The organism is Paraburkholderia sp. RL18-101-BIB-B (genome assembly GCF_046026985.1).
Classification (GTDB): Bacteria; Pseudomonadota; Gammaproteobacteria; order Burkholderiales; family Burkholderiaceae; genus Paraburkholderia.
On sequence record NZ_JARESV010000033.1, the window covers coordinates 1 to 22,840 of the forward strand.

23 protein-coding genes and 2 tRNA genes are annotated in these 22,840 nt (G+C 62.7%); 13 read left to right on the forward strand and 12 right to left on the reverse strand.

All coding sequences use genetic code 11. The annotated features are described in order from the left end of the window. The first annotated feature begins 355 nt into the window (after positions 1–355). The 7 genes from pstS (at position 356) to phoR (ending at position 7,184) form a co-directional block, all read left to right on the forward strand. A complete protein-coding gene (gene pstS, locus P0D73_RS32510) occupies positions 356–1,387 on the forward strand; it encodes a phosphate ABC transporter substrate-binding protein PstS (RefSeq protein ID WP_132373614.1) in 1,032 nt (343 codons plus the stop codon). A gap of 148 nt (positions 1,388–1,535) precedes the next feature. Next, a complete protein-coding gene (gene pstC, locus P0D73_RS32515) occupies positions 1,536–2,537 on the forward strand; it encodes a phosphate ABC transporter permease PstC (RefSeq protein WP_408180657.1) in 1,002 nt (333 codons plus the stop codon). Continuing rightward, positions 2,534–3,430 (forward strand): phosphate ABC transporter permease PstA, encoded by an 897-nt coding sequence (gene pstA, locus P0D73_RS32520; RefSeq protein WP_132373616.1) that lies wholly within the window; start codon positions 2,534–2,536, stop codon positions 3,428–3,430. The genes pstC and pstA overlap by 4 nt, the downstream gene beginning before the upstream one ends. A gap of 17 nt (positions 3,431–3,447) precedes the next feature. After that, positions 3,448–4,296 (forward strand): phosphate ABC transporter ATP-binding protein PstB, encoded by an 849-nt coding sequence (pstB, locus tag P0D73_RS32525; RefSeq protein ID WP_132373617.1) that lies wholly within the window; start codon positions 3,448–3,450, stop codon positions 4,294–4,296. A gap of 28 nt (positions 4,297–4,324) precedes the next feature. Further along, positions 4,325–5,029 carry a phosphate signaling complex protein PhoU gene (phoU, locus tag P0D73_RS32530; protein ID WP_091792610.1) on the forward strand — a complete coding sequence of 235 codons (705 nt, stop codon included), beginning with the start codon at positions 4,325–4,327 and terminating at the stop codon, positions 5,027–5,029. 26 nt (positions 5,030–5,055) lie between these two features. Beyond that, complete coding sequence (gene phoB, locus P0D73_RS32535) at positions 5,056–5,757, forward strand: phosphate regulon transcriptional regulator PhoB (protein ID WP_006051991.1); 702 nt, start codon at positions 5,056–5,058, stop codon at positions 5,755–5,757. A gap of 113 nt (positions 5,758–5,870) precedes the next feature. Next, positions 5,871–7,184, forward strand: a complete 1,314-nt coding sequence (gene phoR / locus P0D73_RS32540) for a phosphate regulon sensor histidine kinase PhoR (protein ID WP_132373618.1) — start codon at positions 5,871–5,873, stop codon at positions 7,182–7,184. Positions 7,185–7,279: 95 nt separating this feature from the next. On the opposite strand, the gene ppk1 is transcribed toward phoR, so the two are convergent. After that, positions 7,280–9,343, reverse strand: coding sequence for a polyphosphate kinase 1 (gene ppk1 / locus P0D73_RS32545; RefSeq protein ID WP_132373619.1), 2,064 nt, complete (start codon positions 9,341–9,343; stop codon positions 7,280–7,282). Positions 9,344–9,545: 202 nt separating this feature from the next. Here ppk1 and ppx point away from each other — a divergent pair, with 202 nt between their 5' ends. Further along, the gene (gene ppx, locus P0D73_RS32550; protein ID WP_408291179.1) at positions 9,546–11,171 is read left to right on the forward strand and encodes an exopolyphosphatase; all 1,626 of its coding nucleotides are present in this window, start codon (positions 9,546–9,548) and stop codon (positions 11,169–11,171) included. Between the two features lie 117 nt (positions 11,172–11,288). On the opposite strand, the gene P0D73_RS32555 is transcribed toward ppx, so the two are convergent. The 5 genes from P0D73_RS32555 to P0D73_RS32575 all read right to left on the reverse strand — a co-directional run bounded on the left by P0D73_RS32555 (position 11,289) and on the right by P0D73_RS32575 (position 13,956). Beyond that, entirely contained in the window at positions 11,289–12,101 is an 813-nt protein-coding gene (locus P0D73_RS32555) for a GNAT family N-acetyltransferase (RefSeq protein ID WP_132373621.1), read from the reverse strand. 326 nt (positions 12,102–12,427) lie between these two features. Beyond that, on the reverse strand, positions 12,428–12,886 hold the full coding sequence (sixA, locus tag P0D73_RS32560) for a phosphohistidine phosphatase SixA (protein ID WP_132373622.1): 459 nt from the start codon (positions 12,884–12,886) through the stop codon (positions 12,428–12,430). 210 nt (positions 12,887–13,096) lie between these two features. Continuing rightward, positions 13,097–13,173, reverse strand: a tRNA-Pro gene (locus P0D73_RS32565). 93 nt (positions 13,174–13,266) lie between these two features. Then, the gene (locus P0D73_RS32570; RefSeq protein ID WP_007181032.1) at positions 13,267–13,425 is read right to left on the reverse strand and encodes a DUF3309 family protein; all 159 of its coding nucleotides are present in this window, start codon (positions 13,423–13,425) and stop codon (positions 13,267–13,269) included. A 357-nt stretch (positions 13,426–13,782) separates the two neighbouring features. Beyond that, positions 13,783–13,956: a hypothetical protein gene (locus P0D73_RS32575; protein WP_165923803.1), complete on the reverse strand. Its 174-nt coding sequence runs from the start codon at positions 13,954–13,956 to the stop codon at positions 13,783–13,785. Between the two features lie 183 nt (positions 13,957–14,139). Here P0D73_RS32575 and P0D73_RS32580 point away from each other — a divergent pair, with 183 nt between their 5' ends. After that, the gene (locus P0D73_RS32580; RefSeq protein WP_168794759.1) at positions 14,140–14,310 is read left to right on the forward strand and encodes a hypothetical protein; all 171 of its coding nucleotides are present in this window, start codon (positions 14,140–14,142) and stop codon (positions 14,308–14,310) included. 322 nt (positions 14,311–14,632) lie between these two features. On the opposite strand, the gene P0D73_RS32585 is transcribed toward P0D73_RS32580, so the two are convergent. Then, positions 14,633–16,000 (reverse strand): MATE family efflux transporter, encoded by a 1,368-nt coding sequence (locus P0D73_RS32585; protein ID WP_408434535.1) that lies wholly within the window; start codon positions 15,998–16,000, stop codon positions 14,633–14,635. Next, entirely contained in the window at positions 15,997–16,305 is a 309-nt protein-coding gene (locus P0D73_RS32590; protein WP_132373624.1) for a DUF2288 domain-containing protein, read from the reverse strand. Before P0D73_RS32590 ends, P0D73_RS32585 begins: the two co-directional genes overlap by 4 nt. Before the next feature lie 108 nt (positions 16,306–16,413). Here P0D73_RS32590 and P0D73_RS32595 point away from each other — a divergent pair, with 108 nt between their 5' ends. Beyond that, a complete protein-coding gene (locus tag P0D73_RS32595; protein WP_408434539.1) occupies positions 16,414–17,142 on the forward strand; it encodes a pentapeptide repeat-containing protein in 729 nt (242 codons plus the stop codon). A 48-nt stretch (positions 17,143–17,190) separates the two neighbouring features. Beyond that, positions 17,191–17,514, forward strand: a complete 324-nt coding sequence (locus P0D73_RS32600; RefSeq protein ID WP_408180651.1) for a hypothetical protein — start codon at positions 17,191–17,193, stop codon at positions 17,512–17,514. A gap of 466 nt (positions 17,515–17,980) precedes the next feature. Here the strand turns inward: P0D73_RS32600 and P0D73_RS32605 are convergent, their stop codons facing one another. The 3 genes from P0D73_RS32605 to P0D73_RS32615 form a co-directional block, all read right to left on the reverse strand. Continuing rightward, positions 17,981–18,307: a hypothetical protein gene (locus P0D73_RS32605; RefSeq protein ID WP_132373627.1), complete on the reverse strand. Its 327-nt coding sequence runs from the start codon at positions 18,305–18,307 to the stop codon at positions 17,981–17,983. 215 nt (positions 18,308–18,522) lie between these two features. After that, positions 18,523–19,233 (reverse strand): peptidoglycan DD-metalloendopeptidase family protein, encoded by a 711-nt coding sequence (locus tag P0D73_RS32610; protein WP_408180650.1) that lies wholly within the window; start codon positions 19,231–19,233, stop codon positions 18,523–18,525. Positions 19,234–19,454: 221 nt separating this feature from the next. Continuing rightward, positions 19,455–20,363 carry an aldose epimerase family protein gene (locus P0D73_RS32615; protein ID WP_408434542.1) on the reverse strand — a complete coding sequence of 303 codons (909 nt, stop codon included), beginning with the start codon at positions 20,361–20,363 and terminating at the stop codon, positions 19,455–19,457. A 651-nt stretch (positions 20,364–21,014) separates the two neighbouring features. On the opposite strand from P0D73_RS32615, the gene P0D73_RS32620 reads away from it, so the two are divergent. Both P0D73_RS32620 and P0D73_RS32625 read left to right on the forward strand, forming a co-directional pair. Then, entirely contained in the window at positions 21,015–21,845 is an 831-nt protein-coding gene (locus P0D73_RS32620; RefSeq protein WP_408434544.1) for an undecaprenyl-diphosphate phosphatase, read from the forward strand. A 288-nt stretch (positions 21,846–22,133) separates the two neighbouring features. Beyond that, positions 22,134–22,207 (forward strand) — tRNA-Arg (locus P0D73_RS32625). 78 nt (positions 22,208–22,285) lie between these two features. On the opposite strand, the gene P0D73_RS32630 is transcribed toward P0D73_RS32625, so the two are convergent. Next, positions 22,286–22,669, reverse strand: coding sequence for a DUF427 domain-containing protein (locus tag P0D73_RS32630; protein ID WP_408291139.1), 384 nt, complete (start codon positions 22,667–22,669; stop codon positions 22,286–22,288). Positions 22,670–22,840: the final 171 nt, after the last annotated feature.

Consider the following 22,840-nt stretch of genomic DNA (forward strand, 5'->3'; position numbering starts at 1 on the left):
AACCCGCCACCGGCAACCCGCCACCGGCAACCCGCCACCGGCAACCCGCCACCGGCAACCCGCCACCGGCAACCCGCCACCGGTAACCCGGCACCAAACCCCGCACCACCCAGCCTCACTCCTCTTCCCCCGAACACGCACCCGCAAACGTTCGCGCCCCATCTTTTTCGCCTAATCTGTAGAGCGACGCCCCGATCGTCGCGAAACCGGCAATTTCTCCGTTCAAGCGCCTTTCAGGCCTGTAATCCCACTGTCACATCCGTTTCACGGTCAGTCACGTTACTGTCACAAAGAGACCCTAAGCTTCGCGGTGTTCGTCTTACACGCTCACACCGCTCACACCTTTGGAGGTCTCATGAAATTGATGCAAACCGTGTTCGCTGGCGTCGCTGGCGCGCTTTTCGCGATCGCAGCGCAAGCCGCAGACATCACCGGCGCGGGCAGCACCTTCGCAGCACCGATTTACACGAAGTGGGCCGACTCGTATCAGAAGTCCGGCGGCGGCAAGGTTAACTATCAAGGCATCGGTTCGTCGGGCGGCGTGAAGCAAATCGTCGCGAAGACCGTCGACTTCGCCGGTTCGGACGCTCCGTTGAAGGACGACGAACTCGCCAAGGAAGGCCTGTTCCAGTTCCCGACGGTGGTCGGCGGCGTGGTGCCGGTCGTCAACGTGCCGGGCGTGAAGCCGGCTGAACTGACGCTGTCGGGCGAAGTGCTCGGCGACATCTATCTGGGCAAGATCAAGAAGTGGAACGATCCGGCGATCGTTGCGCTGAACCCGAAGGTCAAGCTGCCGGATACCGACATCGCCGTGGTTCGCCGCGCCGATGGTTCGGGCACCAGCTTCATCTGGACGAACTATCTGTCGAAGGTCAACGCAGACTGGAAGTCGAAGGTCGGTGAAGGTTCGACGGTCAACTGGCCGACGGGCACGGGCGGCAAGGGTAACGACGGCGTCGCGGCCTTCGTGCAACGTCTGCCGGGCGCAATCGGCTACGTGGAATGGGCGTACGCGAAGCAGAACCACATGACGTATGTGGCGTTGAAGAATTCGTCGGGCGCAGTGGTCGAGCCGAAGACGGACACCTTCAAGGCAGCGGCAGCAGGCGCGGACTGGTCGAAGTCGTTCTACCAGATCCTGACGAACGAGCCGGGCAAGAACGCATGGCCGATCGTCGGCGCGACGTTCGTGCTGGTTCACACGACGCAGGACAAGGCGCCGCAAGGCACCGAAACGCTGAAGTTCTTCGACTGGGCATTCAAGAACGGCACGCAAGCCGCAAACGATCTGGACTACATCTCGTTGCCGGATTCGGTCGTGTCGGAAATCCGCACGCAGTGGAAGTCGAAGGTGAAGGACGCTTCGGGCAAGGCAATCGCCGAGTAAAAGAGGCAATGAGCACAGCGCTCAGCATCCGTAGTACGTAACACGTTGGCCGTCCTCATGCGAGGACGGCCAATGGCTTTAACCACCGGCACTACCGGCCGCACGACACGTGTCATACGGCAACTGGAAACAGGTCCATCAGGCTCTCATGTCCGATATCCAATTAGCGTCCGGCTCGAGCAGGTCGACCCCGCCCGGCAGCGCGTCGCAGCAGAAAGCGCCTAGCCGCGCCGGCGACGTGATCTTCGGCGGTCTCGCGCGCCTCGCCGCCATCATCACCTTGTTGCTGCTCGGCGGCATCATCGTTTCGCTGATCGTCGCGTCCTTGCCGTCGATCAAGCAATTCGGCCTCAGCTTCCTGTGGACCGCCGACTGGGATCCACCCAGCAAGCAATTCGGCGCTCTGGTGCCGATCTACGGCACGATCGCCACGTCGATCATTGCACTCATCATCGCGGTGCCCGTCAGCTTCGGCATCGCGCTTTTCCTGACTGAACTCGCGCCCGCGTGGCTGCGCCGGCCGCTCGGCATCGCGATCGAACTGCTCGCCGCGATTCCGTCGATCGTGTACGGCATGTGGGGTCTGCTGGTGTTCGCGCCGATCTTCGCGACGTGGTTCGAAAAGCCGCTCGGCGCAGTGCTCGGCGGCATTCCGGTGGTTGGGGCGCTGTTTCAGGGCGCGCCGATCGGCATCGGCATCCTGTGCGCGGGTGTGATTCTCGCGATCATGATCATTCCGTACATCGCCTCGGTGATGCGCGACGTGTTCGAAGTCACGCCGGTCTTGCTGAAGGAATCGGCGTACGGCATCGGCTGCACGACGTGGGAAGTGATGTGGAAGATCGTGCTGCCCTTCACCAAGAGCGGCGTGATCGGCGGCGTGATGCTGGGTCTGGGCCGCGCGCTCGGCGAGACCATGGCTGTCACGTTCGTGATCGGCAACACCAATCTGCTCGACAACGTGTCGCTGTTTTCGCCGGGCAACAGCATTACATCGGCGCTCGCCAACGAATTCGCCGAAGCGGATCCGGGTCTGCATACGTCGGCGTTGATGGAACTCGGCCTCATCCTGTTCGTGATTACTTTCATCGTGCTGGCGATCTCCAAGGTCATGCTGCTTCGCCTCGAAAAAGGGGAGGGCGCGAAATGAGCCAGCCCACTTTGAATATGCCGGGTTCGAACGACGCGGTCGCGCTCGAAGCGATGCGCGTGCGTCTGCAAGGCCGCCGCCGCATGAAGAACGCGGTTGCGCTGACCATGTCGCTCGCCGCGATGGCGTTCGGCCTGATCTGGCTGATCTGGATTCTGTACACGACCTTGCGCCTCGGTATCGGTGGCTTGTCGGTCGAGTTGTTCACGCAATCGACGCCGCCGCCGAACACCGATGGCGGCGGTCTCGCCAACGCGATCGTCGGCAGCCTGATGCTGGTTGGGCTCGCGACTTTCGTCGGCACGCCGATCGGTATTCTGGCGGGCGTCTATCTTGCCGAATACGGTCAGAAGGGTTGGCTCGCGAGTTTCACGCGCTTCATCAACGACATTCTGTTGTCGGCGCCCTCGATCGTGGTGGGTCTGTTCGTCTACGCGCTGGTCGTCGCGAAGATGGGCCACTTCAGCGGCTGGGCCGGCGTATTCGCGCTCGCCTTGCTGCAGATTCCGATCGTTATCCGCACCACGGAAAACATGCTGAAACTGGTGCCGAACGCACTGCGTGAAGCGGCTTTCGCACTCGGCACGCCGAAGTGGAAGATGGTGCTGTCGATCACGCTGAAGGCGTCGATCGCGGGCATCGTCACCGGCGTGTTGCTCGGCGTGGCGCGTATCGCAGGCGAAACCGCGCCGCTGCTCTTCACGGCGCTGTCGAATCAGTTCTTCTCGATGGACATGGGCCAGCCGGTCGCGAACCTGCCGGTCACGATCTACAAGTTTGCGATGAGCCCGTTCGCGCAGTGGCAATCGCTCGCGTGGGCCGGCGTCTTCCTGATCACGCTCGCGGTGCTGGGACTGAACATCCTCGCGCGCACGATCTTCTCGAACAAGTAAGGGCGGAGTGTAATCCGATGAATATGGCAGAAACTCAACTCAATCCGATCGCGCGTCCCACTGCGCCCGCCGGTTTCGATCCCGCCCAGAGCGGCCAGTCGCAGGCGTCGTCGCGCCCGAAGATCGAGATCAACGACCTGAACTTCTTCTACGGCAAGTATCACGCGCTGAAGAACATCAATCTGCAGATTCCCGAAGGCAAGGTGACCGCGTTCATCGGCCCGTCGGGCTGCGGCAAGTCCACGCTGCTGCGTACGCTGAACAAGATGTACGCGCTCTATCCGGAACAGCGCGCCGAAGGCGAGATCCTGATGGACGGCGAAAACCTGCTGACCTCCAAGCGCGATATCTCGCTCTTGCGCGCGCGGATCGGCATGGTGTTTCAGAAGCCGACGCCGTTTCCGATGTCGATCTACGACAACATCGCGTTCGGCGTGAAGATGTTCGAAACGCTGCCGCGCTCGGAAATGGACGACCGCGTGGAATGGGCGCTGACCAAGGCCGCGCTGTGGAACGAAGTGAAGGACAAGCTCGGCCAGAGCGGCTACGGTCTGTCGGGCGGCCAGCAGCAGCGTCTGTGCATTGCGCGCGGTATCGCGATTCGTCCGGAAGTGCTCCTGCTCGACGAGCCGTGCTCGGCGCTGGACCCGATTTCGACGGGCCGTATCGAAGAGTTGATCGCCGAGCTGAAGAGCGATTACACGGTGGTGATCGTCACGCACAACATGCAACAGGCGGCTCGCTGTTCGGACTACACTGCCTACATGTACCTCGGCGAGTTGATCGAATTCGGCGATACCGAAAAGATCTTCATCAAGCCGGTCCGCAAGGAAACCGAGGATTACATCACTGGCCGCTTCGGTTAAAACGCCGAGCAAAACAAGGGAGTACGACATGTCCGACAAACACCTGTCCAGCCAGTTCGACGCCGACCTGAATCTGGTTTCCTCCAAGGTGCTCGAAATGGGCGGCCTGGTCGAATCGCAGATCGTCAAGGCCATGCAGGCGCTCAACGAATTCGATCTCGACATCGCCGAACAGGTGATCGCCGCGGAAGAGCGCCTGAACAAGATGGAAGTTGAAATCGACGAAGAGTGCAGCAACATCATCGCGCGCCGTCAGCCGGCCGCGCGTGACCTGCGCCTGCTGATCGCGATTTCGAAGACCATCACGAATCTCGAGCGCGCCGGCGACGAAGCCGAAAAAATCGCCAAGCGCACCAAGCGTTTGATGGAGGACGGCGCCTCGCGCACCATCAATATCGCTGAAATCAAGTTGTCGGGTGAAATGGCGGTGTCAATTCTGCGCCGCGCGCTCGACGCGTTCGCGCGCCTCGACACGGTCGCCGCCGCGCAGATCGTGCGCGACGACAAAGCAATCGACGAAGAATTCCGCGCTTTCGTGCGCAAGCTGATTTCGTACATGACGGAAGATCCGCGTTCGATCTCGGTGGGCCTCGACTTCCTCTTCATTGCCAAGGCGATCGAGCGGATCGGCGACCACGCGAAGAACATCGCCGAATTCATCATCTACATCGTCAAGGGCACGGACGTGCGGCACAAGTCGCGCGACGCGCTCGAACGCGAAGCACTCAGTTAATCCAGATATAAGGACCAGAGGTGCCGATGCCCAGCAGCATTCTCGTCATTGAAGATGAGCCCGCCATTTCCGAACTGATTTCGGTCAATCTTCAACACGCCGGTCACTGCCCGATTCGCGCGTACAACGCGGAACAGGCGCAGAACCTGATCAGCGACGTACTGCCCGACCTCGTCCTGCTCGACTGGATGTTGCCGGGAAAATCGGGCATCGCCTTCGCTCGCGATCTGCGCAACAACGAGCGCACGAAGCATATTCCGATCATCATGCTGACCGCGCGTGGCGACGAGCAGGACAAGGTGCTCGGCCTCGAAATCGGCGCCGACGACTACGTCACCAAGCCGTTCTCGCCGAAAGAACTGATGGCGCGCATCAAGGCGGTGTTGCGCCGCCGTGCGCCGCAGTTGACCGAAGACGTGGTCGCGATCAACGGCCTCAAGCTCGATCCGGCAACCCACCGCGTGGCCGCGCATGCCGAAGGCAGCGAGATCAAGCTCGATCTCGGCCCGACGGAATTCCGTCTGCTGCACTTCTTCATGACGCACCCGGAGCGCGTGCACAGCCGCACGCAACTGCTCGATCAGGTGTGGGGCGACCACGTGTTCGTCGAAGAGCGCACGGTGGACGTGCATATCAAGCGTCTGCGCGCGGCGCTCAAGCCTGCCGGATGCGATGCTATGATTGAGACGGTGCGCGGCAGCGGCTACCGGCTTGCGAAGAGCGCCTGACGCTCGCTCAGCGGTGGCGCTGTTCGAGCCCGCTTCGGATACGTCATCTTCGCAACGATAGGCGCCGCGGTTCCCATCACGGCGCATAGGCCTTTCTCTTCGATCGCTAGACCATGAACATCATCTGGGCGCGCTCCATCGTGTCGGTCGTGCTGCTGGCTGTTCTGTGCGTGGTGGTCGGCGCACTCGTGAACGTCAAGGCCGCGCTCGTCCTCGCGATTGTCATGCTGCTCGCGCAGAGCCTTTTCAGCACCTTTCATAAACAGCGTCTGTGGCGTTTGCTCGACGCGCCGGTTTACGGGGAAGTGCCGAGCGCCCCCGGCATCTGGGGCGAAATCTACTACCGTCTGCACAAGCTCGCGAAGCGCTGGCACGCGCAGGTGCGCCAGGTCGAGCAGCAGCATTCGCGCTTCATTCAGGCGATCCAGGCCTCGCCCAACGGCGTGGCGATGCTCGACGATCACGATCAGATCGAGTGGTGCAACGCGATCTCCGAACTCCATTTCGGCCTGGATGCGAAGCGCGATCTGCGCCAGCACATCACGCATCTGGTACGTCAGCCGGACTTCGTTCGCTATCTGAATTCGTCCCGCTACGAAGAAATGCTGATCATGCGCGGCATGGGCGACAAGCGCCAGAACGTGCTGTCGGTGCAGGTGTTTCCGTACGGCGAGAATCGCAAGCTGGTGCTCTCGCAAGACATTACCGAACTCGAGCGGACCGACGCCATGCGGCGCGACTTCGTGGCCAATGTTTCGCATGAACTGAAGACGCCGCTCACGGTGCTCTCGGGTTTTCTGGAAACCATGCGCGAGTTGCCGTTGAGCGAAGGCGAGCGTTCGCGCTATCTCGAACTGATGGAGCAGCAGGCTTCGCGCATGCGCCATATCGTCAGCGATCTGCTGGTGCTCGCCAAACTCGAAGGCGACAACAAGCCGCCGAGCGATCAGATGATCGATATGCGCGCGGTGTTGCGGCATCTGCGCGACGACGCGGAAAACCTGTCGAGCGATCATCACAAGATCGTGTTCGATGCCGACGAAGGGCTCACCGTCACCGGCGTCGAAACGGAAATTCTTAGTGCGTTCGGCAATCTCGTCACGAACGCGATCCGTTACACGCCGGACGGCGGCGCGATCAAGGTGGCTTGGCACGCGCAAGGCGGCAATGCGGTGTTTTCCGTGACGGACAGCGGACTCGGCATTCCCTCTGCGGACATTCCGCGGTTGACCGAGCGTTTCTATCGCGTCGATCGCAGCCGTTCACGCGACACCGGCGGTACGGGCCTCGGCCTCGCGATCGTCAAGCACGTGCTGCAACGTCACGATGCGCAGCTTGATGTGAAAAGTGAAGAGGGACGTGGCAGCACGTTCACCGTGCGCTTCCCGGTGTATCGCACGGCGCGCCGGCAACCTGCGCCGGCTTGAACGTAAATGCATCGACCTGAAAAAAAGCCCGCATGTTGCGGGCTTTTTTACGCGTGTCTGTCACTAGCTCGCCGAAGCGAGTGCAATCTCTAACGTTACGAACAAAATTTCCCCAGCAGGCTCATCTGCGCGTTGCGCGAGGACTTGCCCGGCCGGCGGCGCCGATAATGCCCGTCGCTTTGCATGAGCCAGGCGGACTGATTGTCGCCGAGAAATGCCGACAGACCTTCGGCGATCACGCGCCGCTTCAAACGGCGGTTGTTGACCGGGAACGCCACTTCCACGCGCCGGAAGAAATTGCGGTCCATCCAGTCGGCGCTCGACAGGTAGACCTGCTCCTTGCCGCCGTCGTAGAAGTAGAAAATGCGATGGTGTTCGAGAAAGCGCCCGACGATCGAGCGCACGGTAATGTTCTCCGAAAGCCCCGCCACACCCGGCTGCAACGAACACACGCCACGCACGATCAGATCGATCTTCACGCCGGCCTTCGCGGCTTCATACAACTCGGCGATCACCGTGGGTTCGAGCAGCGCGTTCATCTTCGCGACGATGCGTGCTTTCTTGCCGGCGCGCGCATGCTCGGCTTCGGCGCGAATCGCTTCGACCAGTTTCGGATGCAGCGTGAACGGCGATTGCCACAACTCGTGCAGCTTCAGTTCGCCGCCGATGCCGGTCAGTTGCTGGAACACGTGATGCACGTCTTCGCAGATTTTCTGATCGGCGGTCATCAGGCCGAAGTCGGTGTAAAGGCGTGCCGTGCGCGGATGGTAGTTGCCGGTGCCGAGGTGCACATAGCGCTTGAGCGTGGCCTTGCCGCCCACCGACACGCGCCGCACGATCAGCATCATCTTCGCGTGGCACTTGTGGCCCACCACGCCGTACACCACGTGCGCGCCGACCGCTTCGAGTTGCGAGGCCCAATTGATGTTGGTTTCTTCGTCGAAGCGCGCGAGCAATTCGACCACCACCGTGACTTCCTTGCCGTTGCGCGCGGCTTGCATCAGCGCGTCCATCAGCGGCGAATCGGTGCCGGTGCGATAGATGGTCTGCTTGATCGCGACCACGTTCGGATCTTTGGCCGCCTGCAGCAACAGTTCGAGCACCGGCTGAAAGCTCTCATACGGATGGTGCAGCAGCACGTCGCCCTGATCGATCACGTCGAACATGTTGGCGCTGTTGGCGATCTGCGGCGGAATCGCGGGAATGTGCGGCACGAACTTCAGATCGGGGCGGTCCACCATCTCCGGCAATTGCATCAGCCGCACGAGATTGACGGGGCCGTCGGCGTAATAGCAATCCTTGTTGGACAGGCCGCTTTCGTCGAGCAGGCGCCGCACGACATGCGTGGGCGTTTCCGCCGACACTTCGAGCCGCACCGCATTGCCCAGATGCCGCGCCGGCAATTCGCCCTGCAACGCGACACGCAGGTTGGTGATTTCATCTTCGTCGACGAACAGTTCGCTGTTGCGCGTGATGCGAAACTGATTGCAGCTGCGCACCACGAGGTTCGGAAACAGCTCGCCGACAAAGCGTTGCAATAGCGAGCTCAGCAGCACGAAGCCATGCGGATAGCCCGACAGGTCTTGCGGCATGCGCACGAGCCGCGGCAGCGCGCGGGGCGCCTGCACGATGCCCATCATCGCCTGACGGCCGAACGCGTCCTTGCCTTCCAGTTCGACAACGAAGTTCAGGCTCTTGTTGAGCACGCGTGGAAACGGGTGCGCCGGATCGAGTCCGATCGGCGTGAGCACGGGCAAAAGTTCGTCGAAGAAGTAGTTGCGCGCCCATTCGGTCTGCGCTTCGTTCCACGCTTCCGTGCCGTGAAAATAGATGCCTTCTGTTTCGAGCGCGGTGAGCACCGTGTCGTGCAGCATGGTGTATTGACGATGTACGAGCTTCTGCGCGCGTTCGACCACGAGGTCGTACACGTGCTGCAGCGACATGCCGTCCGGCGACAGTGCGCCGGGGTTGTCGCGCATCTGTTCCTGTAGCCCGGCCATGCGGACTTCGAAGAATTCGTCGAGATTGCTACTGGTGATGCAGATGAAACGCAGGCGTTCGAGCAAAGGGACGGCTGGGTCGGCAGCTTGTGCCAACACACGCTCGTTGAAACCCAGAATGCCCAGCTCGCGATTCAATAAGGGGTAGCGGATGGACATCGGCAGCGAGAATGGAATGTCAGGAAGGGAGGCGGAAAGACGCTCGGAAATTCTCACAGTATGATGACGTTGTTATGACATTCTCGATGTTTTAAATTCTACGCCGTATTCGCCGCGTGTCGTCAATATGACGCAGTGTGTATGGGACCATGGGGCACCCCCATTGCTGCGAGGTGACATCGTGAGGCCCGGTACGCTTAGAATGGCGTCTTTGAACAGCGCGGCCGGCCATAAGGCGCCCAAGGCACCCAATGGATATGCGGCGCCCTCTGCATCCAACGCTGCCGCGCTCGCGCGCATGGAGCACGCTTACCCGATGGTCAATACTCCGCAACTCCTCGCTGCCGTCGATCTCGGCTCGAACAGCTTCCGGCTGATCGTGGGCCGGGTCGAGGAAACCGACGCGGGCAGCCAGATTTATCAGGTCGATGCCTTGCGCGAGCCGGTGCGCCTTGCCGCCGGTCTGTCGCGCGACAAGATGCTCGACCGTGCTTCGCAGGTGCGCGGCTGGGACGCACTCAAGCGTTTCGGCGAGCGTCTTCGCGATTTCCATCCCGATCACGTTCGCGCGGTCGCCACCAACACGTTGCGCATCGCCAAGAATGCCGGCGAATTTCTCGGCGAGGCGCAAGCCGCGCTCGGTTTCCCGATCGAAGTGATTGCCGGGCGCGAAGAAGCGCGCCTGATCTACGCGGGGGCAGCACACTCCGTGCCCGCGAGCCCGGGCAAACGTCTTGTGGTCGACATCGGCGGCGGCTCGACGGAATTCATCATCGGCTCGCATTACACGCCGATCAAGATGGAGAGCCTGTATATCGGTTGCGTGAGCCATAGCCGTGCGTTTTTTCCGGCTGGCAACGTCGACGAATACACGATGCGCCAGGCCGAACTCGCCGCGGGCCGCGAAATCCAGATCATTTCCGCCGAGTACAAGAAAACCGGCTGGGAGCAGGCGATCGGCTCGTCGGGCACCGCGCGCGCATTGGCCGAACTGGTCGAGGCGAACGGCTTCAACGATCCGGGCGTCACGCATGGCATCTCGCGCGGTGGGCTCGAACGGCTCAAGCGCGCGCTGATCAAGGCGGAGAACGTCAATCGGCTGAAGCTCGTCGCGTTGAAGGGCGATCGCGTTCCGGTGCTGGCCGGTGGCCTGTCGATCATGATCGCGGTGTTCGACGAACTCGGCGTCGACTATGTCGATACCACGGACGGCGCGCTGCGCCTCGGCGTGCTGTACGACCTGCTGGGCCGTTCGCAGCACGAGGACATGCGCACGGTGACGGTGGAAGGCTTCATGCGCCGCTATGGCGTGGATCGCGCGCAGGCTGGGCGCATCGGCGAACTCGCGGTGCGCTTCTACGACCAGTTCGCGGAACCCGACGAAGAACGCCGCGCGGAAAACCGCATGTTCCTTGGTTGGGCCGCTGCGCTGCACGAAATCGGGCTGTCCATCTCGCACAGCGCGTATCACAAGCATTCGGCCTATATCGCGAGCAACGCGGACATGCCGGGCTTTTCGCGCACCGATCAGGCGCGGCTCGCCGCGCTCGTGCTCGGTCACGCGGGCAAGCTCGGCAAGCTGTCGCAAACACGTGAAGTGGAGTGGCCGCTGCTGTTCTGTCTGCGGCTCGCGGCGCTGTTGTGCCGGCGGCGTGCGGATGTCGGCTTACCGGGCATCTCGGTGGCGCAGGTCAACGGCGGTTATGAGGTGCGCTTGCCGAACGAGTGGGTTGCGAACAATCCGTTGACCGACTACAGCCTGATTCAGGAGGCTGCGGAGTGGGAGAAGGTCGGCATTCCGTATCGCGTGGTCTATACGGACGATTGAGGTCTTGCCCGCGCACTGCGCATGAATGAGAAAGCCCGGCAATTGCCGGGCTTTTTTTGTCGCAGCGTGTTTTGTTTCGCCGACGCGCATCAAAGCGCGTCGCGCGAACGAGTCCGCTCAGCGCGGCAGCGCATCGCCGAGGAAGTGGCGAGCGTAACGCGCGTTGATATCGGACAAACGGAACAGCGTCAGAAAATCCGCGGTATTGAAATCGGGATCCCATGCCGGCGCGCCGCAAATCTTCGCGCCAAGACGCAGATAACCCTTCACCAGCGGCGGCGGCGCTACCTCGGCGCCCGTCTGCAGTTCATCGACCGGCAGCGGCGTGTGCGGAAACGCGCGATATTCCGGCGCGGTCAGCGCGTTGTCGCGCAGCGAGCAATACAGATTCGCCGCGTAGTGGCCACCGTCGACCATCGCCACGCTCGCGCAGCCGAGCATCGTCTCGTAGCCGTTGTGCTTCATGTAGGCGGCGAGACCCGCCCACAGCGACATGATCACCGAGCCGCTGCGATAGTCGGGATGCACGCACGAACGGCCCACTTCGACCATCTTGGCGCGCAGGTGCGTCAGACGCGACACGTCGAATTCGCTTTCCGCATACAGGCGGCCGATACGCGCGGCCTGATGCGGCGGCAACGCGCGATACGTGCCGACCACCTTCAGCGTGTCGAGATCGCGCACCAGCAAGTGATCGCAGTAGGAGTCGAACGAATCGACGTCGAGACCCGCGGGGCCCGTCAGGCGTGCACCCATTTCGTCGGCAAATACGCGGTAGCGCAGACGCTGGGCTTCGCGCAGCTCTTCGTCGGTGCGAGCCCATGTGACTTGCAGGCGATGCTGGGCGGTGACCGTTTCCTCGGCGCGCGGCAGGCGGCGCGACTCGAAGATCGAAGCGAGGGGCAGGGTAGGCGTCGGCAGTTCTCGCATGGGGGGTCCTGGTCGAAAAAAGGGAGATTTCTTTTTTCGCCAATGTAGTAACGCCTGGTGACGCTCGCATGGCAAACCCATGACGATTGGATGACTGCCCGTAAGCTGCTTGCCCGCGGCTTGTAATGTCGCGAGGGGGAGCGGCGAGTGTTGTTTCCGTGCGAAACGTGGGGGAATCGAGGAATGGGTGGGAGCGATTCGAGCGCCGGGACGGTGCCATCCCGGCGATGTGGGTGAAGTGTGTGATCGATGCGGGCAGAGCGGCGGCGCTCGTGCGCCGCGTGGGATTTTATGGACCGCCGGTTTGGTTGAGACGCGAATCCGAATCAGACCAGATCAGGACTCATGGCGGCTCGCAGCACGGCCTGGTCGTCGCCGTCGCGCTCACGGCTCGCAATCCACCACACGCCGGCTTTCTTCAGCGGCCAACTCGCGGCGCTATTGCCGAGCAGACGCGCGGCGACGTGACCGAGCGTCGGTTGATGGCCGACGATCACCACCGTCTGCGCGATGCCCTTGGGCCAACCGGCGGCGTTGAGCACGTCGTCCGCGCTCGCGTTGGGCGCGAGTTCGCGCACCACGCGATATTGATCGCTCAGCGTCTCGGCGGTCTGGATGGTGCGTACGGCAGGGCTTGCGAGCACCACGGCGTCGTCGGGCAGCCGCGTGCGCAGCCATTTGGCGACGTTTTGCGCCTGCTTGCGGCCGCGGGTGGTGAGCGCGCGCGCGAGGTCGGTGCTGGCGATGTCTTCGGCTTCGGCGTGACGCCAGAGAATCAGATCCATGGGTGTCTCCTTGACTCTGGTTGCGGCGCTTGAGCCTGATCAGGCGTGCGCCAGGTTTCAGTCACTGTCGCACGCGGGCTCGCCAGGCCGCAAGGCGATGGCTCAGGCTGACCGTAGAAGCGTTCCGGTATATCGCAACCACGAGCCTGAAAGCCCAAAAAGCAAAAACCCGCGAAGCCGGAGGCTACGCGGGTTTCATGTTGCTTTTCGTGGTCGGAGCGAAAGGATTCGAACCTTCGACCCTCTGATCCCAAATCAGATGCGCTACCAGGCTGCGCTACGCTCCGACGAATCCGAGATTCTACGTGGCATTGGGTGCCAGAGTCAATCACGAATTGCGCCGGTGCGAAACGGAGGCTCGAATGCGCGATTCGGCCGCGTTATATGCGTCCCATCAGCAGCAAGACGATCACGATGATCAGCACGACCCCGAGCACGCCGGTCGGCCGATAGCCCCAGCCGCTGCTGTACGGCCAGCTCGGCAATGCGCCGATCAGCAGAAGAATGAGCACGATAAGCAGTATGGTTCCGATGGTCATTCGAGTTCTCCCTGTCTGGCCTGAGCCATTTGGTCTGTTGGTTCGGCGCATTCGCGCCGTGACGCTCGACGCGCAATCTGCGCGCTCCTTGCAGGCTTACATGCAGCAAGGCATGTGCCTGAACGGAAAGCAAGTTCAGAGGGGAGAGGGCGGGCGGCTGCGTGCTTTAGCCGTGGCGCGGTGATGCGTCAGGGGAAATGGCAGGCAGGAAAAACTTGCGCGCTGACGGCGGGTGCGCGACCGTCATCGCCGCGCCAGCGCCCGACGTGCGAGCGCGGGCTCGCACGTGCGGTGCAGCGTATCAACCGTTAAATCAGCCGGAACCGCCGCAGGCGCAGCCGGCAGCCGGTTTTCCGTTCAGTGCCGGCGACGCATCCAATGCGGCATGTGCTGATGAGTCAGCCAGTGATGCACCATGCCTTCGCCGTTGTGTTCGCGCCGATAGGTTCTCGATTCGTAAATCGACAACACGAGCAGCACGAGCAGACCTATTCCGAGTCCGATCAGACCCGCGATCGTTTCAGCGTCCATGGCAGTCTCCTGTGAGATGCGGCTGTGACTTCATAGTAGCTCACGCGTAACGAAATGGGAGGGGGGCCCACTGCTCGCAGCGGCGTCGTGGAATGCGCTTTGCAGGTAGACTCTCGGCGCTCGCGCTTGCCCGGTCACCGCCGGGCAGCCGCTCTTTCATTCTGCTCCGAGAGACTCCTGTTTATGATCCGCGTTTCGATGCTTGCGTTGCTGCTGGTTGCCGGCGTTGCCGGTTGCGCGAATGGTCCGTCCGGCCATCACGGCGGCCCGCCGCCGCAAGATCCCGCCGACTATCACGGCGTGCCCACCGACAGCCGTCCGCCCGCCATGGTGCCTGCGCCGGTCACGCCCTGAGCGTCGGCTGATAACGCATTCGGCAACGGGGTGAACAGCAAAAGCGAAGCGCCGGCGCGGGCACGCCGGCGCTTCTGACCCGCGCAGACTTTTGGCGCGGAAAGCGCGGGCTGAGGCCATTCTAGGGCGAGCGCCGCGTGCGATATGTGTGCGCTTGTTTCAAGCCGTAACCGGGTGCCGCGATGCGAAATGGATGCACGGTGGTTCGTGCCTGGGTTGCCCTGGGAAGCGCGGTGCACCAGATACGTCGGCGCGCTTAGAGGTTTGGTGCAATAGGTGCGCTGGGCGGGATAAGTAGCACACGCGCATGGCGAAACGGCGCCTAAACAGCCGCGCCTGCCATGCCGCGCACGACGCCCGGCAAATAGCGCGCAAGCGTGAGACCACGCAGCGCCATGAAGAGCAGCATCGCGGCCCACAAGCCGTGATTGCCGTACAGCGCCAGCAAAGCCCACGACGCGGCCACGAACAGCGCGAACGACACCACCATCGACATCATGAGTTCGCGCGTGCGGGTCGCGCCAATGAAGACGCCGTCGAGCAGAAAGCCCCACACGGAAACCACCGGCGAGAGCGCGGCCCACGGCAGATACATTTCAGCGGTGGCGCGCACCGCGGCCTGATCCGTCAAACGTTCGACGATCCACGAGCCCGCGCCCCAATACACCAGCGAGAACCCCAGCGCACCGAGCGTGGACCACAATGCCGTCACCTTGATCGCCTGCGTGAACGCGTGCCGGTCGCGCGCGCCGATCGCGGCGCCGACCAGCGCTTCGGCGGCGTGCGCGAAGCCGTCGAGTCCGTAGGCCATGAAGGTCTGAAAATTGAGCAGCAGCGCGTTGGCGGCGAGCGTGGCGTCGCCTTGCTTCGCGCCCAGATGCGCGAACCAGCCGAACGACGAGAGCAGGCATAAGGTGCGCACGAAGATGTCGCGATTGAGTACGACGAGCCGCTTGAGCGCCGCCGCGTCGAACAAAGCGGAGCGGTTCAGCGTGGGCAGGCCACGTGGCCTGCCCTGCCATAGCAGGGCGGCGCCGAACACGAAGCCGAGCGCATCGGCGGTGGCCGTGGCCGCGCCGATGCCGGCCACGCCCCAATCGAATCCGTACACATACAGCAGCACGGCCGCGATGTTCACGCTGTTGATGAACACCTGCGAGAGCAGCGCGAGCCGCACCTGCTGCGTGCCGAGCAGCCAGCCGAGCACGACATAGTTGCCGAGGGCGAGCGGGGCGGCCCAGATGCGCGCATGACAGTAAAGCCGCGCGTTGCGTTGCACCGCGTCGCTGCCGCCGATCACGCGCAATGCGTAATCGATGAGCGGCATTTGCAGCGCCAGCACTGTGGCGCCGATCGCGGCCGCCAGCAACAGCGCGCGTACGACGTTGTTGCGCAACTCGGCGTGGTCGTCCGCGCCGTGCGATTGCGCGACGAGACCCGTCGTGCCCATGCGCAGGAAGCCGAAGCCCCAGAACACGAAGTTGAAGAACAGGCCGCCGAGCGCCACGCCGCCGAGATACGACGCGCCATCCAGATGGCCGGCGACGGCGGTGTCGACCGCGCCGAGAATCGGCTGCGTCAGATTGGCGAGAACGATGGGAAACGCCAGCGCGAGCACCCGGCGGTGCCAGTGCACAGGGACGGCGGGTGCCGCGGCCGACGGGTCCGCGTCGCGCGCGGCTTCGCTCAATTGCGTTCCTGCACGCACACCCAGGGCGAGACGACGACGGCCCAGAGATCCGGGTCGCGCTCGGCAAAGTCGGCGGCGGTTTCCGCCTGCACGCGCTCGACAAGCCCCGAGGACAGCCATTGCGTGACCTGCGTGGTGTCGTCGCTGGCGATGGCTTCGGCGACGCTCACCAGATCGAGGTCGCGCGCGACGCGCAGCAGCATCCCGCGTGCGAAGAAGCGTTCGAGTTCGGGCCAGCCGATCTTGGCGGTTTCGGCGAGCAGCTTGGCGTACAGCGGGCTATGGGTGGCGTCGTTGGAAGTCATCGTAAGCGGGTTCTGACGGGGCCGTTACTATAAACCATCGGGGCGGCCCGCCGGCGCGGCGCGCGTTCCGGTAGGCTATGGGTCCTTCGAAATTCATTCTGAACCTTCATGTCACTGGATTCAACGGCGCCGGCTTCGGGCGCGCAAGCTCACGTCGTGACCGATGCCGCGCTCACGCGCGCCGAGGTGGAGCGACTCATCGCGGCGAGCCTCGCCGGCAATAAAGCGCCGCTGCATTTCACCGACTGCGATTTCGAAGGCGCCGACCTGTCGCGACTCGATCTGCGCGGCGCCGAGTTTCATCGCTGCACGATCGTCGAGACCTCGTTTTTCGGCGCGATGCTCTCGCATACCCGCTGGGTCCGTTGCCGTGGCCGCGAGGCGGATTTCGCATCGGCCGACCTGGTCGACGCGGCGTTTCAGTCGAGCGACCTGAACAACACCAGCTGGCGGCGCGCCAAGCTGGCTTCGGCGTCGTTTCATAGCTGCAAGCTGACCGGTGCCAATTTCGAAGCGTGCACGGCGCTGGGTTTGAGCTTCGTCGAAACGCTGCTGGTCGGCGCGCACTTGCGCGGCCTGTCGTTTCGCAAGGCCACGCTGCAACAACTGGACTTCTCCGATGCCGATCTCGCCGGTGTCGACTTCCGTGAAGCAATCTTCGACGGCGGCAGCCTGAAGGACGCCCATCTGAAGGGCGCGCGCTTCGACGGCGCGGATCTGCGCGAAACCGACCTGAGCGGCGTGCGGCTGGTGGACGCGGCGCTCTTCAAGGGCGCGACGATCTCGCATGCCCAGGCGGCCGTGCTCGTCACCGAACTCGGTTTGCGCGTCACGTGAGCGCGGGTTCAGGCTGGCCGATTTTAGCCATTCGGCCAGCTTGAACGATTGGACGCCGATGTTTATCATTCGATTGGTCGAATCAATAAGCCGCTCGATTTTCAGTGCAGGAATTTGTCGGCGGATTTGAATCTCTTTAATATTTTCGCTATTCGCGAATTTCTTGTGAAGAAATCACTGCTTTTAATTGAACCGTCAATATCGGTTAATAATGCGAAAGAGTGCGGTGGCGCACTAAAGCTACGCAGGACGCAAAGCGTCCGAATCATGCTGGATGGGTTAGCCGAAATCGGCCAGCGCCCTTTCCTCAGGCCTTTTCCGGGTGATTTCAGGCGGACCCTTGCGTTGCGCGGTCCGGCGGGCAATATCTAAGTTTCGAGCCGGGCCATTTTGAAGCGCTTAATGTGAAGCGGTGGGCGAATTTAGCCTGTTTATTTCCGACTTTTCCGCTTCACGTAACGCGGAATCAGTACGCCGCATCACATTGACTGCGAAATTAATATATTGCGCTTGTAAAAGGGGGTTGTTAGATTTCGTTCTGGCGCATGGTGAACCGGTCCTTTGCCGATATGCGCCGAACCCCCGTTAGCCCGGCCTCGTGCCGGGCTTTTTTTTCGCCGCGCTCATCGTCGAGTCACGTCCGAGTCACTGCGGATTCACATGTGTAGTGGATCATGAAAACTTACTTCCCCTTTCCAGAGCATGAGCGCGTTAATCATTTTTCTCGGCATCTGCCCGGTTGCGCTCGGCGTGCTGATCGCCTTCTCCGCGCGCATCGATCCGCGCTCGGGACGCTGGCGCCGCCGCTAGTCCGAGCGGCGGTGCGCGGGCGTCGTCGTTATTGCTTGCAGCGAACCACCATCGACCGGTTCTTCACGTTCGCGCCGAAAATACCGCCGACCGTTCCACCCGAGGTCGCGCCGTTGTCGACGTCTTTCGACACCACGTCGTAGCCGTAGTTACCGCAGACTTCGCCCGCACGTTTGTAGCACTCGGCCCAGCTCGAGCTTGCGTCGCTGCCACTGCAGTTGATTGCAAAGCCGGTGTCGCCGTTCGGCAGGTAGGTCATGGTGGTGGTGCTGGAGCAGCCGCCGAGGCTGCCGAGTGCCAGCAGGCCGAGACCGATCGCCGCGGCCGTTGCGACGGACGCAAATGCGCTCTTCATACAAATTCCTTACAGATTGACGGAGGAAGACGTGACGCGAAGCCACGTCGTGTCCTGATTGAGCGTTTTATAACACGCCGGGTTCCCTCGGCCGCGGTTGCAGGGCGCGTGCCCGGTGACAGGCGGCGCGAGCGGCGGGAAAGCACACGGACCGCGCAGGGCGAACCGAGAGCACCCGCTGACGGCAGCCAGTGCCGCGTGCCCCAAGCCAGCCTCTAACGGGGCGGCAGCGCCCGCGACGGATCGATTGAACGGCCCTGATAGCGCAGTTCGAAGTGCAGCATCACACGGTCGGTATCCGTGTCGCCCATCTCGGCGATTTTCTCGCCGCGCGTGACCGACTGGCCTTCCTTCACCAGCAGCACGCGGTTGTGGGCATAGGCGGTCAGATACTCGGCGTTGTGTTTGAGAATCAGCAGATTGCCGTAGCCGCGCAAGCCGTTGCCGGCGTACACCACCGTGCCGGGCGCCGCAGCGATGACGGGCGTGCCCGCCGCCGACGAAATATCGATGCCCTTCGAATTGCCGCCGTCAAAACGCCGGATGACCGTGCCGTCGGCCGGCCATACCAGCGAGATCGTCGAAGCCGGCGCGGCGGACGGCGCGCTATCGGCGGGCGCCGGACGCGGCGTGGCCGCAGCGCTGCCGCTTCCGCTGCTGCGTACCGCGCCACTGGTCGATGCCGTGCCGCCCGGCGGCGCGACGCGCAGCACCTGGCCGACCTCGATGCTGTCCGCATTGGTCAGATTGTTCCAGCGCACGATGCTTTGCACCGATTGCCGGCTACTGCGCGCGATCTTCGACAGCGTATCGCCCCGTTCCACCCGATAAAACCCCGGCCCCACCGGCGCCGACCCGCACGCGGCGAGCAGTGCCACCAACGACGCGCAGGCGAGCCGTTTCATCATTCTTGTTGTGTTACGCATTGGACCTCGCAAAGCGCTGCCGCGCGCCGATCCCGATCACGCGGCAGGTGGATACAAAGCGCTCGATTCTAACGGTTTTGCGCTGCAACACGCGAAAAGCGGGCAGCGCGGCAGGCTCGTGCAGTGCGGAATGCGACAAAATGCAGCGAAATTTTTGGCGAAACCTCGCCCCAAAGCCCGCCTCAAAGCCGACCGCGCGACTCGGTTCGCAATCCCCGCAATCAACCCAGCTTGGCGACGCTGATTCGCAGCGCGGCGACTTCGGTCTGCCCCGGCTCGAGCCAGCGCAGACCCATACCGTTGTGAATCGCGTCCGGCAGCCCGAGCCACGGTTCGACACAGTAGAAGTCCGACTCCGCGGCTTCGGTCCACGTGGTCACGGCGTACCAGGGCACCGAGCCCGGCCGTTGCAGATCGATCGTGATGAGCCGGTCGAGACCCGGCGCGACGAGCCGCACCGGTTGATCCGGCGTGCCGACGAGGCAATGGAAGCGGTCATGGATGCGCGCCTCGTCGAGTGTGTAGCGCGCTTCGCCCGGCTCGGCGGCGCTGATCGAACCGTCCTCCTGCTGATAGCACCGCTGCGTGCGCGGCAACTCCAGCGAGGTCTCGCCACGCTGCGTGTGCGGCAGCGTGAAATAGAAGTGATGGCCGGCGTAGTAGGGCAGCCGCGCGTTGCCGGTATTGGTGGTCGTGAACGTGACGTCGAGCGTGTTCGCATCCGCGAGGTCGTAGGCGGCCTCGAAACGGAAGCCGAACGGATAGCCGCCACGGGTCGCCTCGCTGTCGGTCAGGACCATGCGCAGGCCGGCGCCATGCACGTCCGCGTGGGCTTCGAACGGCAGGTCGCGGGCGAAGCCGTGCATCGGCAGCTCCCGCACCTTGCCCTGGGCGTCACGCCAGTAGCCGATCTTGCCGTCGACACGATGCCGGCCGAGAAACGGGAACAGCAACGGATTGCCGCCGCGAATCCGCGCGGGCTGGCTCCAGTCGGCATGCTCCGGCCAATGGATGACTTCTTCGCCGTCGATCGTCCACGACATCAGACGGCCGCCGGCTTGCGGCGCGAAACGGAGCACGGAGGCATCCTGGGCGATCTCGAGAATGTCCGGTTGCGGGGAGAGGGGCATGGTCGATGGACTGATGAGTAAGAGGTTGAAGGCAGAAGCGAGGCGGCCCGGAGGCGGCGCAATCCTCGCATGCGAGCGTCGGAATTTGCCGCGCGGCGCCGCGCGAGAGAATGATTTTGCGCTGCTTTCCGCTACGGGGAAACCCTTCTCGGGAAATTGCGGGTGTCGCCGCAAGGCCATCCTTGCTGATAATTCGTCTGACTGCTCGGTAACTTCGACGACCGGGCGAGACTGCCTCAGGAGGCTGTATGGATCTCGCAATGGCAATGGCTGTGACTTTGTTCGGCATGTTCGCGGCAAGCACGGTCTACTTCTTTTACAAGCTCGAACGCTGATCCGGGCATCCGCATCGTCTTGCCCAGCTCGTCAAAGGGCATGCGGTCCCGTGGATGATTCTTCTGCCGAGCACCACGTAGTTCGCTTCACGTCATTCTGCTGATCCACAGGGCGGCCATTCACGGCGGCCCGTTTCTTTTTCTGCGCCGTAACAACGGTTTCGAGTTGTGACGCAACGCACAAAATTTCCCTGAATGCGGTCCAAACGCTTGGCGCTGACATTGCAGCCAGGCATAATCGGTGCGCTTTGAGGCGGCCGTGAATTCCTTATCCGGTGCGCCTTTCCCCGACATTTTCCTTACAAGGACGCCCCGCGTGAACCTGTCGTTTCTCATTTTCCTGAGCGTGCTGCAAGGCGTCACCGAACTGTTTCCGGTGAGCAGCCTCGGCCATACGTTGCTCGTGCCCGCACTGTTCGGCATGCATATCGACAAACACGCGCCGCAATTGCTGCCGTTCCTCGTCGCGTTGCATCTCGGCACGGCGCTCGCGCTGCTGTGGTACTTCCGTAAGCGCTGGTGCGCGCTGGTGCGCGGCTTCTTCGCGTCGTTCGGCGGCCGCCGCAACGACGACGCGCACATGATGTGGGCGCTCGTCATCGGCACGATTCCGGCGGGTCTGGTCGGACTGCTGCTGGAAAAGCGGCTCGAACGGCTTTTTCACGACCTGCGGATCGTGGCGATCGCGCTGATCGTCAATGGCGTGCTGCTGTGGTTCGGCGATCGCCTGCAGCGTACGCGTGCGCATCAGGCGCCGGAGAAGCTGACTTTCGGCCAGGCGTTTTTCGTCGGTCTCGCGCAGATCGGCGCGTTGATTCCGGGTTTCTCGCGCAGCGGTCTGACGATGATCGCCGGCAATGCGGCCGGCCTGACGGCGGAGAAGTCGGCGGAATTCTCGTTCCTGCTCGGCACGCCGATCATCTTCGCGGCCGGCGTGCTCGAGTTGCCGAAGCTGTTCCATGCGCCGGGCCAACTCGCCGACGCGTTGCTCGGCGGCGTGCTGACCGCGATCGCCGCCTATCTCAGCGTGCGTTTCCTGATGCGCTATTTCGAAGGCCGCGGACGTCTGGCTTCGTTCGGCGTGTATTGCGTGATCGCCGGCATCGTGTTCCTCGGCTGGTTCATGCTGCATCCGCAGCCGGTGTGATTGAGTTCGCCATGTCCGCTAGCGCGTGCTGGCGGGCAGGGAGCGATCGGTTATAATCCGGGCCCGGCTCAACCTGCCGGGCCCGTTTGTTTGTGACTGGCAACGGCCGCTGTGGCGCGCGGAATGTCTGCAAGGCGCCGGAGTGGATTTCCCGTCTACCGCACGGTCAGTTAGAATTTCGGTATTCGACGAACCCTGTGGCTTGCAGGTGCACAGGTTCCAATGCCCGAAAGCGGGTTCTCATTGCGGGCGATGCGCGCGTGCGTGGTTGCATCGCCTCACTTCAATACGGCAGTAGCTCAGCTGGATAGAGCATCGGCCTTCTAAGCCGAGGGTGGGGGGTTCGAGTCCCTCCTGCCGTACTTCTCATGTTGGCGCGCGCGCTCGCGGCACCACGCGGCCAGAGTCGCGCATAGCTTGCGCCGCGCCACGTTCGCTTGTCACCCCGCCGGTTTCACTTCGATCGAGTCCACGCGGTTCGGATAGAACGCCAGATGTTGCGCGATCTCCTTCACCGCCGCATACGGCGACTCGTAAGTCCACACCGCGTTCACCGTCCGCTCGCCGCCAAGCGGAATGCTGTAGTACGCGCAATCGCCCTTGTACGGGCAGTAGGTCGCGTGATCGGTGCGCTCCAGCAGCGTCATTTCCACGTCATTGCGCGGAATGTAATACACCTCCGGATACGATGCTTCGCGCAGCACGAGGGCTTTCTTCGAATCGGCGATCACCTTGCCGGCTACCGTCACGACCACGCGCGCTTTGGCCGGCTCGACCGTGATCGGATGATCGGGACCGGGCACCTTGATGGTTTTTTCAGTCATGTTGTCGAACTCCTGAATGAGTGGTCAAGCCTGCAACGTGTTGCGGAGGCTATCGAGCCGCCATCGACGAGACGATCGCGTCCTGGGTCGAAGCATACGCCGCTCGTGAAAATGCGTCGGACTCCACGGCAGCCATAAAAAAGGGCAGCCGAAGCTGCCCTGTCAAAGTCT